Origin of the sequence: Rathayibacter sp. PhB152, assembly GCF_003751395.1 — a bacterium.
In the GTDB taxonomy this organism is placed as follows: domain Bacteria; phylum Actinomycetota; class Actinomycetes; order Actinomycetales; family Microbacteriaceae; genus Rathayibacter; species Rathayibacter festucae.
Map to the genome: position 1 here is coordinate 78,997 of NZ_RJUT01000005.1, position 14,380 is coordinate 93,376.

The following is a 14,380-nucleotide window of genomic DNA, read 5'->3' on the forward strand; positions in this document are numbered from 1 at the left end:
TGGGTCTGGATACGCCCTGCGGGCTCCTCGACCAGCGTGAAAGGCGCGCCTCCGGAGCGGTTCAGCGCTTCATGCTGATCGAGTAGCCCGCATCGCGGGCGTATCGAGATCCACCACCGTCAGAACGGCGGCGGTGTGTCGACGAAGCGCGGTCGGCGCGGTGGGTCCGGCGGCCGCCCCGGCAGCGGGGGCGGCCGGTTGACGACGCGCCGTCCGGTCGGGGTCGTCCAGACGATCGTCCCGTCGTCGTCCTTCGTGTAGGTCCATCGGTCGCCGTGTCGGAGGTGATGGTGCGCCGTGCACAGCGAGACGAGGTTCTCGAGGGAGGTCTCGCCGCCGTTGCGCCACTCGATCGTGTGGTCGGCTTCGCTGCGGGCGGAGGTGCGCAGGCAGCCCGCGAAGCGGCAGGTCTGATCCCGCAGCTGCACGTGCAGGCGCATGCGGGACGGCGGGAGGCGCTGCGTGCGGCCGACGGAGACGACCGCACCCGTGTCCCGATCGGTCAGCACCCGGGTGAAGGACGCTGCCGTCCGGATGAGCTCCCGCGCGACAGGGGCGGGAACCGGGCCGTAGCCGTCGAGCTCCGCGGGTTCGTCGTCGAGGTCGACGGCCGTGGACGCCGCGAGCGTGAGCCGCACCTCCGCCCGGACGCCGGGAACGAACGTCGGGTCGGGCGGTCCTCGGCGTCGGGGGTGGTGCCGATGATGTCGCCGTCGCAGAGCAGGTCCACGGCGACGTCCGCGCGAAGCTGCGAGAGCGTGCGCACATCCCCGGCATCACGCAGAGAATGCGCCATCCGGTCCGCGCGGTCGTAGGCGCCCATCACCGCAGGGGCCGGCCCGTACAGGCAGAGCGTCGCCATCCCGTCCACGTCCGGCGTGACCCACACGGCCCGGTCCGTCCGGGCGCGGGCGTGCCGCGCCGCGAGGGACTCCTGGTGCAGTTCCTCCCGCCAGCGACGCAGAGCGCGGCGCAGCTGGGTGAGCGTCATCGACGGCGCCGCTTCCGCGAGGCGCTCATCGAGAGTGGCGCGGGACCCCTCGGGGAGGCTGCTGGCGGTGGCGCAGATCGCCTCCCCTTCCTCCCAGTGCAGGCGCGCCTGCGCGAGCAGGGCGCGCGTCAGCGGGAGGTGCTCGAAGAGCAGCTGCGCGTTCTCGAGGCGGCGGGCGATCACCTGCTCGGGCAGGCCCTCCGCGACCGCGAGTTCGGCGCGGATGGAGCGCTCGACGAGGTCGCGGGTCTCGCTGGGGGTCGCGCCGCGGGCGAAGGCGTCGGGGTGGGCGAGGGCGGTGCGATGGAAGTCGTAGAGGAATCGGGCCTCGGCGAGACGCGGCTGGGCTGCGGCGCGGGCGTTCGCGGCGGCGCCGTCGCTGAGGGCGCGCAGGTGCGCGAGCACCTCTTCCTTCGATCCGAACTCCGTCATACGAGTATTGAAGCAGGGACCACCGACACCGGGGCGCGAGTCCGAGCGGCTCGGGGACAGTGCGGAAGGATCGGCGGTTGTGGAGGAGGCTCGCTCCCGGGTGTCCGACGACGGTGGGTCTCGATACGCCGCCGGAGGCGGCTACTCGACCAGCATGCAGGGGCAGCCGAGGGCAGCTGGTCGACCGGCACGGAGGGGGCGCCTCGGGAGAGGGTCAGCGCTCCATGCTGATCGAGTAGGCCGCGGAGCGGGCGTATCGAGATCCACCCGCGTCAGCAGGACGAGTCCGCAGACCCGCCCTGCTGATGACGGTCGGTCTCGATACGCCCCTGCGGGGCTGCCCGGCCAGCACGACTCGGCGCGCGGGAGGGAAGGGTAGCCTTGCCTTCTGCCGAGCGAGGAGAGGGAGGCGCCGCATGCCCGCCTTCCTGGACGAGCTGGGGTTCGTGGAGCTGCTCGGGGCGCTGTTCGTCATCGTGCTGGTGCGGGCGCAGGCGACGTACTGGGTCGCGCGGGCGGTCGTCACCGGGGCGGCCTCGCGGCGGTGGGGGCGGTGGCTGGAGTCGCCGGCGCTGAAGCGCGCGTCGGCACTGCTCGCCCGCTACGGCGCGCCCGCGGTCACCGTGAGCTTCCTCACCGTCGGTCTCCAGACGATGATCAACGCGGCGGCCGGAGCGGCCCGCATGCGCTTCGGCGTCTACCTGCTCGCGATGCTGCCGGGCTGCGCGGCCTGGGCGCTGATCTACGCGACGGTCGGCTTCGCCGTGCTCTGGGCGGTGATCGGTGCCGCGGCCGGCTCGCCGCTCGGCATCGGGATCCTCGTCGCGCTCGCGGCCGCGGTCGTGACGGCGATCGTGCTCCTCCGCCGGCGCGGCATCGCCCGCTGAGAACACACACTCACGAGCACAGGCTCGGTACTGGCCAAAACACCTCGCTCGGCTATATAGTTGCACTCGGTCAATAGTTGACCGCCGTCAACTAGTACCGCCGCACCGTCACCGGTGCCGCACGTGAACAAGGAGCCGTATGTCCCGCGCAGAGCGCACGCGCACTCGAGAAGAGCGCACCACCCCCACCGGCCCCGACGGGGCCATGTCGCACCGCCAGGTGCTCGAATCCCTCAGCGGACTGCTGCTGGGCATGTTCGTCTCGATCCTCGCGGGCACGGTCGTGTCGACCTCGCTGCCGCTGATCATCTCCGACCTCAAGGGCGACCAGAACGCCTACACCTGGGTCGTCACCGCGACGCTGCTCGCGACCACCGTCTCCACCCCGCTCTGGGGCAAGTTCGCCGACCTCTTCAACCGCAAGCTGCTGATCCAGCTCGCGCTCGCGATCTTCGTGATCGGCTCGGCCGCGGCCGGCTTCTCGCAGGACACGAACATGCTCATCGTGTTCCGCGTCTTCCAGGGCCTCGGCGCCGGCGGACTCGCCGCGCTGAGCCAGATCATCATGGCCGACATCATCAGCCCCCGGGAGCGCGGCAAGTACGCCGGCCTCTTCGGCGGCGTGATGGCCATCGGCACCGTCGGCGGCCCGCTGCTCGGCGGCGTCGTCACCGACGCGTTCGGCTGGCGCTGGAACTTCTTCATCGCGCTGCCCGTCGCGATCATCGCGATCATCCTGCTCCAGGTGACGCTGCGCCTCCCCGCACACCCCAAGCGCACCGTCAAGATCGACTACCTCGGCGCGGTCCTCATCGCCGGCGGCGTCTCGCTGCTGCTGATCTGGGTCTCGCTGGCCGGCAAGAACTTCGAGTGGGCCTCGTGGGAGACCGCGGTCATGGTCGGCGGCTCCGTCGTGCTGCTGGTCGCCGCGGTGATCACCGAGCTCACCGTCGCCGAGCCGATCATCCCGATGGGGATGTTCAAGAACCGCACCTTCAGCCTCGCCGTCGTGGCGAGCATCTCGGTCGGCGTCTCGATGTTCGGCGTCGCGGTCTTCCTCGCGCAGTACATGCAGCTCTCGCGCGGTGCCACGCCGACCCAGTCGGGTCTCCTGACGATCCCGATGATGGCCGGACTGCTGATCGCGTCCACCATCTTCGGCGGGATCATCTCGCGCACCGGCAAGTGGAAGGCGATCATGGTGACCGGCGGCGTGCTCGCGGTCGTCGGCACCTTCCTCCTCAGCACCCTGCGCTACGACACGAACCTCGTGCTGGTGGGCGTCTTCATGGCGATCCTCGGCGCGGGCCTGGGCATGCTGATGCAGAACCTGGTGCTCGTGGTGCAGAACTCGATCGACATCAAGAACCTCGGCGTCGCGACCAGCGCGGTCACCTTCTTCCGCAGCCTCGGCGGCACCGTGGGCGTCTCGGTGCTGGGCTCGATGCTCGGCACGGTGATCGCCGACCACATCAAGACCGGAATCGCCGGCCTCGCGCCGGCCGACCAGGCGATCGCCGCCCAGGCGCTCGGCAGCGGCACGATCCCGCAGGTCAACACGCTCCCGGACGCCGTGCGCGTCGTGGTCGAGAGCGCCTACGGCATCGGCGTCGGCGACGTCTTCCTCTACAGCATCCCGCTCGCGGTCATCACGCTGATCGCGGTCCTGCTGCTGCCGAACGCGCCGCTCGGCACGATGAACGCCGTGCAGCGCAAGACGGAGCCCTCGGGCGTCGTCGCCGGCGCGGAGGACGCGCTGATCGCGGCCTCCGACGGCCAGGCGGGCCTGCGCCCGGTCGGGCAGAGCGTCCGGAGCGACGACGCGGTGCACGCGGAGGAGCGTGCCCACGTCGACCGCGTCGCTGTCGACCGCGCCCACGACGACCGCGCTCACGACGACAGCGCACACGGCCGCCACGCCGCGCCCGTCGCCCACGCCCGGCACGCCGCCACCGGCGCGATCGACGTGGCCGAGCGCCCCTGATGACCGCCGCACCGGCCGTCCCGACCCTCGCCCCGGCGAGCGCGCTGCTCCAGGTCGAGGAGCAGATCACCGCGCTCGCCGTGCAGGTCCGGACGGCCGTGCGCGACGCGGCGGCGAGCATCGACCCCGGCCTGCCGCCGTTCGGGCTGCGGCTGCTCAGGATGCTGGAGCGCTGCGGTCCCGTGCACTCGAGCGTCGCGGCTGAGCGCCTCGGCGTCGACCGCAGCGTGATCAGCCGGCAGATCCGCCAGCTCTGCGCGCTGGAGCTGGTGGAGACCGCCGCCGATCCGGCCGACGGCCGCGCCCGCTTCCTCACGCTGACCGCGGCCGGCCGCGAGCGGATGGGCGACCTGGGCGGTCAGCAGCGCCAGCGGATGCAGGAGGCCCTGAGCAGCTGGCCCGAGGCCGACCTGCTCGCCTTCGCCGGCTACCTCGAGCGGCTCACGACCGCGGACTGACCGCGGTCGGCCCGTCGGCGGGCGCCCCCACCAGCGCCGCCACGTGCACGACGAAGGCGCGGCGGCGCTCGCGGGTCTCGTCGCCCCCGCGCTGCGCGAACGGCGTCAGATGCCAGATCTCGCAGAGCCCGAGCAGGGCGATGAAGAGGTCCTCCGCCGACCAGCTCGCGTCGACGATCCCGGCCTGCTGCCACTCGAGCACGCGGGCCTCCGGCGCGGGACGGCTGCCGAGGCGCTCGCCGGCCTCCTCCCAGACGCCGCCGCCCTCGAGGCGCGCCCAGGTGAGCAGGCGGAGGAACTCGGGGCGGTCCCAGACGTGGTCGAACATCCGGCCGGCGAGGTCCGGCAGGTCGGCCGCCTCGGCGAGCAGCGTCGCGTCGAGCGCCTCCAGCGCGCCGACCACGGTCGCGACGAACAGACCGCGCTTGCCGCCGTAGTAGGCGTAGAGGCGCTCCTTGTTCAGGCCGGCCGCGGCGGCGACCCGGTCGACGCGGGCGCCGGCGAAGCCGTGCTCGGCGAACTCGGCCGTCGCGGCGCGGAGGATGCGCTCGCGGGCGGGGACCACCGCATCCGTCTCGAGATCTTTCGCAGCCACGCTTACCTCCTCGGCGCTCGAACTGTACACTCGTCGATGCCCAACCAACCAGTTGGGGTGGTCTAGCCCCGATGTCGCGGCGGATCCGGACCCGCCGGTCCCGCTCCCTCCGCTTCGAAAGGCTCCGCCATGCCCGCGCCCTCCTCCTCCCGCCGCTGGTGGGTCCTCGTGATCCTCGCGATGACCCAGCTCGTCGTCGTCCTCGACGGCACGATCGTCACCATCGCCCTCCCGGCCGCGCAGGCCGACCTCGGCCTCACCGACGTCGAGCGCCAGTGGGTCGTCACCGCCTACGCGCTCGCCTTCGGCGCCCTCCTCCTGCTCGGCGGCCGCATCGCCGACTACACCGGCCGCAAGCGCACCTACCTGATCGGCATGGTCGGCTTCGGCGCGGCCTCGGCCTGGGGTGGCGTCGCCTCCACCGGCACCGAGCTGATCGCGGCCCGCGGTCTGCAGGGCGCCTTCGCCGCGCTGCTCGCCCCGGCCGCCCTCGCGCTGCTCACCGTCTCCTTCCCGGGCGGGCGCGAGCGCAACACCGCCTTCGCCGTCTTCGGCGCGGTCGCCGGAGCGGGCGCCGCGGTCGGCCTCGTCCTCGGCGGTCTGCTCACCGAGTTCGCCGACTGGCGCTGGTGCCTCCTGGTCAACGTCCCCGTCGTGCTGATCGGCGTCGTCGCCGGCGCCCTGCTGGTGACCGAGAGCCGCGCCGAGGGCCGCAACCGCTTCGACATCGCCGGCACGATCACCGTCGCGCTCGGCCTCGCGAGCCTCGTCTACGGCTTCACGCTCGCCGAGCAGGGCTGGCTCCGCGTCGACACCCTCGGCTTCCTGCTCGCCGGTGTCCTGCTGCTCGCGGTCTTCGTCCGCATCCAGGCCCGCTCCGACCACCCCCTGCTCCCGCTGCGCATCGTCACCGACCGCATCCGCGGCGGCGCGTTCCTGATCCAGGCGATCGTCGGCAGCGTCATGATCGGCTCGACCCTCTACCTCACGCTGCACCTGCAGCTCGTGCTCGGCCTCGCGCCGCTCGAGGCCGGCCTCGCGAACCTCCCGATGACCGTCACGATCATGATCGTCGCGGGCATCGCCACCAAGCTGCTGCCGACCGTCGGCCCGCGCCTGCTGATGATCGTCGGCCCGCTGATCGCGGCCGCCGGCCTGCTCTACCTCAGCCGCATCACCGCGGACGGCTCCTACCTCGTGCAGGTCCTGCCCGGCCTGATCCTGCTCGGCGTCGGCATGGCGATGATCTTCGTGCCGGTGCAGAACGTGGCGCTGACCGGGATCGCCGGTCACGACGCCGGTGCCGCCGGGGCGACCGCGAACGCCGCGATGCAGATCGGCGGCTCGATCGGCCTCTCCGTCTTCACCACGATCTACGCCGGGGTGGCGGGGGAGCAGTCCTCGCCGGTCGCCTTCGTCGACGGCTACTCCGCGGTGTTCGTCGCCGCGGCCGTCGGCCTGGTGCTCGCCGCGGTCATCGCGTTCACGATGATCCGGATCAAGAAGGAGCAGTTCCTCGCGCAGGCTCCGCGGGAGGCCGTCGCGCACCTCGGTTGAACCCCCCGGCCGACCCGTTCGGCTGATTAGGCTGGAGAGGACATGCGCGCCCTCACCGACCAGCAGATCCGCGACTCCTTCGTGAACGCCTCACGCAAGGAGGTCGCGGATCTCTCGCTCCCCGCCGGCTTCGACGACCTCGACTGGGAGTCGTTCGACCATCTCGGCTGGCGCGACAGGAAGATCGGCCGCCGCGCCTACGTCGTCGTGCCGCTCGAGGACCGGCTGGTGGGCGTCCTGCTCCGCCAGGCCGACGCGAACCCGCGCTCGCGGGCGCAGTGCTCCTGGTGCCGCGACATCCGGCTGCCCAACGACGTGGTCTTCTTCGGCGCGAAGAAGGCCGGCCCGGCCGGACGCGCGGGCGACACTCTCGGCACGCTGGTCTGCGCGGACTTCCAGTGCTCGGCCAACGTCCGCACCCGGCCCTCGGTCGCCTACATCGGCTTCGACGTCGAGGCGGCGAAGGCCGAGCGGATCGCGACCCTGCGCGCGAAGACGACCGGCTTCGTCCGCGAGGTGCTCGGCGAGGGCTGAGCCGCCGCCCTCAGCGGCGCGCCCTCAGCGCCGCGTCGACGCGCGGACGTGCATCCGCTCGCCCTGGCGCCCGAAGAGGCTGAGGAACTCGACCTGCTGCTCGTCGGCCCGGCCGAACCAGTGCGGCACGCGGGTGTCGAACTCGGCCGCCTCGCCCGCCGGCAGGACGATGTCGTGCTCGCCGAGGCGCAGCCGGAGCCGGCCGCTGAGGACGTAGAGCCACTCGAAGCCCTCGTGGGTGCGCTGCTGCTCCGGCGCGGGAATCGGACCGGCGGGGATCGTGGTCTTGAAGGCCTGCAGGGCGCCCGCGTCGCGGCTGAGCGGCTGGATCCGCATCCCGTGCCGGGTGAACGGCCGCCCGTGCACGCGCGGGTCCTCGGGCGCGGCGCCGACCAGCTCGTCGAGCGGCGTGCCGAGCGCGCGGGCGATCGGGAGCAGCAGCTCGAGCGTCGCGCGCCGTCCGCCGCTCTCCAGCCGGGAGAGGGTGCTCGCGGAGATGCCGGTCTCCGCGGCGAACGAGGCGATCGTGCGGTCGCGGCGGAGGCGGAGGCGCTTCAGCCGCGGTCCGACGGCGGCGACGATCTCGTCGTCGGAGGGAGTGTCGGAGGGGGTGTCGTGCTCGGAGTGCTCGGGCATGCCCCGATCCTGGCACGCGAGCTCCGCGATCGTGCCGGAACGGCACGGATCCTCGACGGACCGCCGCCGCCACCGGATGCTCGGGACATGACCGCTTCAGACCTCCCCGACGTCCTCATCGCCGGCGCCTCCTTCGCCGGACTCGCCGCCGCCACCGCCCTCGGCCGCAGCCTCCGCGACGTGCTCGTCGTCGACGGCGGGCCGCCCCGCAACGCGCCCTCGCCCGGCGCCCACAACGTGCTCACCCGCGACGGCATCGCGCCCGTCGAGCTCGCCCGCCTCGCCCGGATCGAGGCCGAGGGCTACGGAGCGCGCGTCGTCCCGGGTCGGATCGTGTCGGCCTCGACCGCCGACGGCGGCGTCACCGCGACCCTCGCCGACGGCACTGTGCTCCGCGCGCGCCGCCTGCTGCTCGCCAGCGGCTCCACCGACCGTCTGCCCGGGATCCCGGGGCTCGCCGAGCGCTGGGGCCGCGACGTGCTGCACTGCCCCTACTGCCACGGGTTCGAGGTGCGCGGGCGCCGGATCGCGGTGCTCGGCAGCGGCTTCTCCGGCCACCAGGCGCAGATGTTCCGCCAGCTCAGCGACTCGGTGTCGATCCTCACGAACGGCGTCTTCCAGCCCGGGGAGGAGGAGGCCGAGGGTCTCGCCGCCCGCGGCATCGAGCTGATCGACGGCGCCGTCACCGAGGTCCTCGTCGAGGACGACCGCCTGGTCGGCGTCGTCGCCGACGGCCGCCGGATCGAGCTCGACGCGCTCGTCGTCGGCCCGCGCGTCGAGGGGAACCTGCCGGACGGCCTCGGCCTCGAGCTCGTCGACCACCCCTCCGGCGCCGCCCGGCACCTCACCGTCGACCCGATGGGCCGCACCACCGCGCCGCGGGTGTTCGCCGCCGGATCGCTGGTGGAGCCGATGTCGCAGGTGATGGCGGCCGCCGCCGACGGCCTGCGGGTCGCCGCCGCGATCAACTACGACCTCATCGAGGAGGAGATCGCCGCCGCGGTCCGCGCCACGAGGGGCTGACCGGCGCTCGGGGTCGTCGCCCGGTGAATACTGGACCGATGACCCCGCCGCGCCCCCTCGAGCAGTCCTCCAAGCTCCGCAACGTCCTCTACGAGATCCGCGGCAAGGCGCTCGTGGAGGCGTCGCGGCTGGAGAGCGAGGGGCACCGGATCCTCAAGCTGAACACCGGCAACCCCGCCGGCTTCGACTTCGAGGCGCCGCACCAGATCGTCCGCGACATGATCGCCGCGATGCCCAGCGCGCACGGCTACAGCGACAGCCGGGGGATCCTCTCGGCCCGCCTCGCGGTGACCTACCGCTACGAGGAGGTCCCCGGCTTCCCGCCGGTGGACCCCGAGTGGGTGTTCCTCGGCAACGGGGTGTCCGAGCTGATCACGATGACGCTGCAGGCGCTGCTCGACGACGGCGACGAGGTGCTCATCCCGGCGCCCGACTACCCGCTCTGGACGGCGATGACGAGCCTCGCCGGCGGTACCGCGGTGCACTACCGCTGCGCGGAGGACGACGGCTGGCAGCCCGACCTCGAGGACATCCGCTCGAAGATCACGGCGCGCACCAAGGCGATCGTCGTCATCAACCCCAACAACCCGACCGGCGCCGTCTACACCCGCGAGGTGCTCGAGGGCATCGTCGCGCTCGCCGAGGAGCACTCGCTGCTGCTGCTCGCCGACGAGATCTACGACCGGATCCTCTACGACGACGCCCAGCACATCCCGCTGGCCTCGCTCGCGCCGGACCAGCTCTGCCTCACCTTCAACGGACTGTCGAAGACCTACCGCGTCGCCGGCTACCGCTCCGGCTGGCTGGCGATCACCGGGCCGCGCGAGCACGCCGCAGGGTTCCTCGAGGGGATCACCCTGCTCGCCTCGACCCGGCTCTGCCCCAACGTGCCGGGGCAGTACGCGGTGCAGGCGGCGCTCTCGGGCGTGCAGTCGATCGAGGCGCTGATCGCGCCCGGCGGGCGGCTGCGGCGCCAGCGCGACGCCGCGTGGAAGGGGCTGCAGGCGATCCCCGGCGTGTCCTGCGAGCTGCCGATGGGCGCGCTCTACGCCTTCCCGCGGCTCGATCCCGAGGTGCACGAGATCCGCGACGACGGGCGGCTCGTCTACGACCTGCTGCTCGCGGAGCACATCCTGCTGGTGCCCGGCACCGGCTTCAACTGGCCGACGCCCGACCACCTGCGGATCGTCACGCTGCCGGAGGAGCGGGTCATCTCCGAGGCGATCGAGCGGCTGGGGAACTTCCTGTCGTCGTACACGCAGTAGCCGCTCAGACCCTGCGGTACTCCAGCTCCGGCCGCCCCGGCGAGCCGTAGCGCGGGGCGCGCTCGGCGACTCCCGAGTCGGCGAGGTGCTCGAGGTAGCGCCGTGCGGTGACCCGCGAGACGTCGAGCCGGGCGGCGAGCTCACCGGCGGAGAGGCCGACCGGGCCCAGCAGCGCGGTGACCGCGTCGAGCGTCTCGGCGGAGAGTCCCTTCGCCAGCCCTGGAGCGTTGGACGTCCGCAGCGCGGCGAAGGCGCCGTCGACCTCGTGCTGGCTCGCGACGTCGGCACCGTGCATCCGCTCGCGGTACTGGCGGTAGCTGGCGAGCTTCGCCGCGAAGACGCTGAAGACGAACGGCTTGATCAGGTACTGCACGATCCCGGCGGCGACGGAGGCGCGCACCACGGCCGCGTCGCGCACGGCGGTGATCGCGATCACGTCGACGTCCAGGCCGGCGGTCCGCACGGCGCGGCAGAGGTCGAGCCCGCCCATGTCGGGCAGGTTCATGTCGAGCAGGATCAGCGCGATCGCGGGATCGGCGCGCAGGGCCCGGATCGCCTCCGCCCCGCTGCCGGCGACGGCGGCGACCTCGAAGCCCTCGACGCGGCGGACGTAGTCGGCGTGCGCGCTCGCGGTCAGCGGCTCGTCCTCGACGACGAGGACGCGGATCGGCGCGGCGGTCGCGGGCGTGCTCATCGCGTCGCCCCGGCCGGGTCCCGCAGCGGCAGCTGCACCGTGAACACCGCGCCGACGTGCCGGGTCACCTCGATGCTCCCGCCGAGCCGCTGCACCACCTGCTGCACCAGCGCGAGGCCGATGCCGCGGCCGAACGCGTCCGACTCCTTCGTCGAGTAGCCGCGCGCGAAGACGTCGGCCGCCTCGGCGACGCCGGGTCCGCTGTCGGAGACCTGCAGCACCAGCTCGGCGCCCTCGGCTCCCGACGCCTCGGCCAGGCCGAGGTAGACCTCGACCCACGGCTCGCGGTCGGCGGCGGAGGAGGCGGCCGCGTCGAGCGCGTTGTCGATCAGGTTGCCGAGCACGGTCACCAGGTCGCCGGGCTCGAAGCCCTGCGCGCCCGGCTCGAGGTGCGTCTCGAGGTGCAGCTCGACCCCGCGCTCGCGGGCCTGGGCGGCCTTGCCGAGCAGCAGCGCGGCGATCACCGGCTCCTGCACCGAGCCGAGCACCCGGTCCGCGAGCCGCTGGCTGAGGTTCAGCTCGCCGGCCGCGAAGGCGAGCGCCTCCTCCGGCCGGCCGAGCTCGATCAGCGAGGCGATGGTGTGCAGGCGATTGGAGAACTCATGGGTCTGCGAGCGCAGCGCGTCCGAGAGGGTGCGCATCGACTCCAGCTCGCCGGACACCCGCTGCAGCTCGGTGCGGTCGCGGAGCGTCGTCACCGTGCCGAGCGGGCGCGCACCGGGGGAGGCGGCCGGCCGCTCGTTGACGACGAGGATCCGCTCGTGCGCCACGACCAGGCGGTCGGCGACCGGCTCGTCGGCGAGCAGCACCGCGCGCAGGGCGTCGGGGAGGTCGAGCTCGGCGACGGGCACCGGGATCGACACGCCCTCGAGCCCGAGCAGCTCGAGCGCGTGGTCGTTCGCGAGCACCAGCCGCCCGCGGTCGTCGACGAGGAGCAGCCCCTCGCGGACCGAGTGCAGCACCGACTCGTAGTAGGCGAAGACCTGGCTCATCTGCTCGGGCCCGCGGCCGCCCGTGACCCGGCGGAGGTAGCGGGCGAGCAGCCAGGAGCCGATGCCGCCGAGCGCCACCGCGCCGAGCACGCCTCCCGCGACGACCTGCAGGCGGGGGAGGAAGGAGGCGTCCACGCGGCTGAGGGTCACGCCGGCCGAGACCAGCGCGACGACGGTGCCGTCGGCGCTCTCGATCGGGGCGACGGCGCGCACCGAGGGGCCGAGGGTGCCGGTGTAGGTCTCGGTGAAGGTGCGGCCCTCGAGCGCAGGCGCGATGGTGCCGATGAACGGCAGGCCGATCTGCGCGCGGTCGCGGTGGGTGTAGCGGGTGCGGTCGGGGTTCATGATCGTGAGGAAGTCGACGCCGGTGTCGGCCATGATCTCCTCCGCGTAGGGCTGGAGCGAGGCGGTCGGGTCCGCGCCCTGCGCCGCGTCGAGGACGAACGGGTTGTCGGCGACCGTGCGCGCGACCACGAGGCTCCGCTGGGCCGCGTCGTCGCCGGCGCGCCCGCGGGCGTCGAAGGCGAGGACCAGCACCGCGATCGCGCCGATCACGAGGATGCAGATCAGCTGCACGGCGAACAGCCGGGCGGCGATGCTGCCGCGGGGGCTCGCTCCGGGCATCCGACCTCCTCGTCCGCGACCTGGACCTCGATGTCCGTGAACAGCTCGATGTCCGTGAACAGTATGAACGCAACATCGGACGGGCGACCCGCGGGGGCCAGCATCGTCGTACCCCCTCCCAGCTCGATGAAGAGACAGGACACGCTCATGGCGAAGACGCCCGGCAGCCCCGCCGACCGGCCCCGCACCGACAGGCTCAGCCCCGCGGTCACCCCCGCGAAGACCCGCCGGCGGATCGACCGCAACCACTGGCTCTACATCGCCGTGATCATCGCGGTCGTCGCCGGCGTGATCGTCGGTCTGGTCGCCCCCGCGTTCGCCGCCACGCTCGAGCCCGTCGGCAAGGCGTTCGTGGGCCTGATCAAGATGATGATCGCGCCGATCATCTTCTGCACGATCGTGATCGGCATCGGCTCGATCGCCAAGGCCGCGACGGTCGGCAAGGTCGGCGGTCTCGCCCTCGGCTACTTCATCGTGATGTCGACCTTCGCGTTGGCCATCGGCCTGGTCGTCGGCAACATCCTGCACCCGGGTGAGGGCCTCGACATCTCGAGCGCCACCTACGACACCACCGACCTCAAGGCGGAGTCGACCAGCGACTTCATCCTCGGGATCATCCCGGTCTCGCTGTTCTCCTCGCTCGTGGACGGCAGCATCCTGCAGACGCTCTTCGTCGCCCTCCTGGTCGGCTTCGCACTGCAGAAGATGGGCGCCAAGGGCCAGCCGATCCTCGGCGCGATCAAGCAGCTCCAGGTGCTGGTCTTCCGCATCCTCTCGATGGTGCTCTGGGTCGCCCCGATCGGCGCGTTCGGCGCGATCGCCGCGGTGGTCGGCAAGACCGGCTGGGGCGCGGTCGTCGCCCTCGCCACCCTGATGATCGGCTTCTACCTCACCTGCGCGATCTTCGTGGTCGTCATCCTCGGCCTGCTGCTGCGCCTGGTCACCGGCGTCAGCATCTTCTCGCTGATGAAGTACCTGGCCCGCGAGTACCTGCTCATCGTCGGCACCTCCTCCTCCGAGGCCGCTCTGCCCCGCCTGATCGCCAAGATGGAGCACCTCGGTGTCTCCAAGCCCGTCGTCGGCATCACCGTCCCGACCGGCTACTCCTTCAACCTCGACGGCACCGCGATCTACCTCACGATGGCCTCGCTCTTCATCGCCTCGGCGACCGGCGCCCCGATGTCGATCCCGGAGCAGATCGGGCTCCTGCTCTTCATGATGGTCGCGTCCAAGGGCGCCGCGGGCGTCACCGGCGCCGGCCTCGCCACGCTGGCCGGCGGCCTGCAGTCCTTCCGCCCCGACCTGGTCAACGGCGTCGGCGTCATCGTCGGCATCGACCGCTTCATGTCGGAGGCCCGCGCGGTCACCAACTTCACCGGCAACGCGGTCGCCACCCTCCTCGTCGGCACCTGGACCAAGCAGATCGACATGGTGCAGGTCCGCGAGGTGCTCGGCGGCCGCGCCCCCTTCGACGAGGCCACCCTCGGCGCGGACGAGCACGAGGCCCCGGCCTCCGGCACCTCGATCACCGAGGGCATAGCCTCCATCCAGGACTCGGACGAGGCCGAGCGCACCCGCGCGGAGCTGAGCGCGAAGCGCTAGCCGGAGCACTGGGCGGCCGGGCGCCGCACAACATCAGCTGAGAAGGGTGGGCCTCCTCCGTCAGGGGAGGCCCCCTCGTCTCAGCTGATGTTGTGCGGCCACCTGC

14 protein-coding genes are annotated in these 14,380 nt (G+C 72.6%); 8 read left to right on the top strand and 6 right to left on the bottom strand.

All coding sequences use genetic code 11. The features are described from left to right. Nucleotides 1-119: 119 nt before the first annotated feature. Together EDF36_RS13295 and EDF36_RS21600 are read right to left on the bottom strand one after the other, a co-directional pair. Nucleotides 120-509, bottom strand: coding sequence for an HNH endonuclease (locus EDF36_RS13295; RefSeq protein ID WP_148060044.1), 390 nt, complete (start codon nucleotides 507-509; stop codon nucleotides 120-122). Beyond that, nucleotides 503-1,423 carry a hypothetical protein gene (locus tag EDF36_RS21600; RefSeq protein ID WP_148060045.1) on the bottom strand — a complete coding sequence of 307 codons (921 nt, stop codon included), beginning with the start codon at nucleotides 1,421-1,423 and terminating at the stop codon, nucleotides 503-505. The genes EDF36_RS13295 and EDF36_RS21600 overlap by 7 nt, the downstream gene beginning before the upstream one ends. Before the next feature lie 416 nt (nucleotides 1,424-1,839). On the opposite strand from EDF36_RS21600, the gene EDF36_RS13300 reads away from it, so the two are divergent. From EDF36_RS13300 to EDF36_RS13310, 3 genes are all read left to right on the top strand, one after another. After that, the gene (locus EDF36_RS13300) at nucleotides 1,840-2,310 is read left to right on the top strand and encodes a DedA family protein (protein WP_123733399.1); all 471 of its coding nucleotides are present in this window, start codon (nucleotides 1,840-1,842) and stop codon (nucleotides 2,308-2,310) included. Nucleotides 2,311-2,515: 205 nt separating this feature from the next. Then, complete coding sequence (locus EDF36_RS13305; protein ID WP_123733400.1) at nucleotides 2,516-4,294, top strand: MDR family MFS transporter; 1,779 nt, start codon at nucleotides 2,516-2,518, stop codon at nucleotides 4,292-4,294. Continuing rightward, nucleotides 4,294-4,752, top strand: a complete 459-nt coding sequence (locus EDF36_RS13310; RefSeq protein WP_123701845.1) for a MarR family winged helix-turn-helix transcriptional regulator — start codon at nucleotides 4,294-4,296, stop codon at nucleotides 4,750-4,752. Before EDF36_RS13305 ends, EDF36_RS13310 begins: the two co-directional genes overlap by 1 nt. Here EDF36_RS13310 and EDF36_RS21300 read toward each other — a convergent pair. Next, complete coding sequence (locus tag EDF36_RS21300; RefSeq protein WP_185020480.1) at nucleotides 4,736-5,347, bottom strand: TetR family transcriptional regulator; 612 nt, start codon at nucleotides 5,345-5,347, stop codon at nucleotides 4,736-4,738. The genes EDF36_RS13310 and EDF36_RS21300 overlap by 17 nt on opposite strands. A 129-nt stretch (nucleotides 5,348-5,476) precedes the next feature. Here EDF36_RS21300 and EDF36_RS13320 point away from each other — a divergent pair, with 129 nt between their 5' ends. Beyond that, the gene (locus tag EDF36_RS13320; RefSeq protein WP_123733401.1) at nucleotides 5,477-6,904 is read left to right on the top strand and encodes an MFS transporter; all 1,428 of its coding nucleotides are present in this window, start codon (nucleotides 5,477-5,479) and stop codon (nucleotides 6,902-6,904) included. Nucleotides 6,905-6,946: 42 nt separating this feature from the next. Further along, on the top strand, nucleotides 6,947-7,438 hold the full coding sequence (locus EDF36_RS13325) for an FBP domain-containing protein (protein WP_123733402.1): 492 nt from the start codon (nucleotides 6,947-6,949) through the stop codon (nucleotides 7,436-7,438). Nucleotides 7,439-7,462: 24 nt separating this feature from the next. On the opposite strand, the gene EDF36_RS13330 is transcribed toward EDF36_RS13325, so the two are convergent. Further along, nucleotides 7,463-8,074 carry a helix-turn-helix domain-containing protein gene (locus EDF36_RS13330; RefSeq protein WP_123733403.1) on the bottom strand — a complete coding sequence of 204 codons (612 nt, stop codon included), beginning with the start codon at nucleotides 8,072-8,074 and terminating at the stop codon, nucleotides 7,463-7,465. Nucleotides 8,075-8,161: 87 nt separating this feature from the next. On the opposite strand from EDF36_RS13330, the gene EDF36_RS13335 reads away from it, so the two are divergent. Next, complete coding sequence (locus EDF36_RS13335) at nucleotides 8,162-9,097, top strand: NAD(P)/FAD-dependent oxidoreductase (protein ID WP_123733404.1); 936 nt, start codon at nucleotides 8,162-8,164, stop codon at nucleotides 9,095-9,097. 38 nt (nucleotides 9,098-9,135) lie between these two features. Next, nucleotides 9,136-10,362 carry a pyridoxal phosphate-dependent aminotransferase gene (locus EDF36_RS13340; RefSeq protein WP_123733405.1) on the top strand — a complete coding sequence of 409 codons (1,227 nt, stop codon included), beginning with the start codon at nucleotides 9,136-9,138 and terminating at the stop codon, nucleotides 10,360-10,362. Between the two features lie 4 nt (nucleotides 10,363-10,366). Here the strand turns inward: EDF36_RS13340 and EDF36_RS13345 are convergent, their stop codons facing one another. Together EDF36_RS13345 and EDF36_RS13350 are read right to left on the bottom strand one after the other, a co-directional pair. Next, nucleotides 10,367-11,056: a response regulator gene (locus EDF36_RS13345; RefSeq protein WP_123733406.1), complete on the bottom strand. Its 690-nt coding sequence runs from the start codon at nucleotides 11,054-11,056 to the stop codon at nucleotides 10,367-10,369. Continuing rightward, nucleotides 11,053-12,672 carry a sensor histidine kinase gene (locus EDF36_RS13350; protein WP_123733407.1) on the bottom strand — a complete coding sequence of 540 codons (1,620 nt, stop codon included), beginning with the start codon at nucleotides 12,670-12,672 and terminating at the stop codon, nucleotides 11,053-11,055. Before EDF36_RS13350 ends, EDF36_RS13345 begins: the two co-directional genes overlap by 4 nt. A gap of 147 nt (nucleotides 12,673-12,819) precedes the next feature. Here EDF36_RS13350 and EDF36_RS13360 point away from each other — a divergent pair, with 147 nt between their 5' ends. Beyond that, nucleotides 12,820-14,274, top strand: a complete 1,455-nt coding sequence (locus tag EDF36_RS13360) for a cation:dicarboxylate symporter family transporter (protein ID WP_123733409.1) — start codon at nucleotides 12,820-12,822, stop codon at nucleotides 14,272-14,274. Nucleotides 14,275-14,380: the final 106 nt, after the last annotated feature.

What these genes read in the sequence shown, in the direction of transcription:
- EDF36_RS21600 (WP_148060045.1), bottom strand. Translation starts at nt 1,423, where the DNA reads ATGACGGAGTTCGGATCGAAGGAAGAGGTGCTCGCGCACCTGCGCGCC.
- EDF36_RS13300 (WP_123733399.1), top strand. Translation starts at nt 1,840, where the DNA reads ATGCCCGCCTTCCTGGACGAGCTGGGGTTCGTGGAGCTGCTCGGGGCG.
- EDF36_RS13305 (WP_123733400.1), top strand. Translation starts at nt 2,516, where the DNA reads ATGTCGCACCGCCAGGTGCTCGAATCCCTCAGCGGACTGCTGCTGGGC.
- EDF36_RS13310 (WP_123701845.1), top strand. Translation starts at nt 4,294, where the DNA reads ATGACCGCCGCACCGGCCGTCCCGACCCTCGCCCCGGCGAGCGCGCTG.
- EDF36_RS13320 (WP_123733401.1), top strand. Translation starts at nt 5,477, where the DNA reads ATGCCCGCGCCCTCCTCCTCCCGCCGCTGGTGGGTCCTCGTGATCCTC.
- EDF36_RS13325 (WP_123733402.1), top strand. Translation starts at nt 6,947, where the DNA reads ATGCGCGCCCTCACCGACCAGCAGATCCGCGACTCCTTCGTGAACGCC.
- EDF36_RS13330 (WP_123733403.1), bottom strand. Translation starts at nt 8,074, where the DNA reads ATGCCCGAGCACTCCGAGCACGACACCCCCTCCGACACTCCCTCCGAC.
- EDF36_RS13335 (WP_123733404.1), top strand. Translation starts at nt 8,162, where the DNA reads ATGACCGCTTCAGACCTCCCCGACGTCCTCATCGCCGGCGCCTCCTTC.
- EDF36_RS13340 (WP_123733405.1), top strand. Translation starts at nt 9,136, where the DNA reads ATGACCCCGCCGCGCCCCCTCGAGCAGTCCTCCAAGCTCCGCAACGTC.
- EDF36_RS13345 (WP_123733406.1), bottom strand. Translation starts at nt 11,056, where the DNA reads ATGAGCACGCCCGCGACCGCCGCGCCGATCCGCGTCCTCGTCGTCGAG.
- EDF36_RS13350 (WP_123733407.1), bottom strand. Translation starts at nt 12,672, where the DNA reads ATGCCCGGAGCGAGCCCCCGCGGCAGCATCGCCGCCCGGCTGTTCGCC.
- EDF36_RS13360 (WP_123733409.1), top strand. Translation starts at nt 12,820, where the DNA reads ATGGCGAAGACGCCCGGCAGCCCCGCCGACCGGCCCCGCACCGACAGG.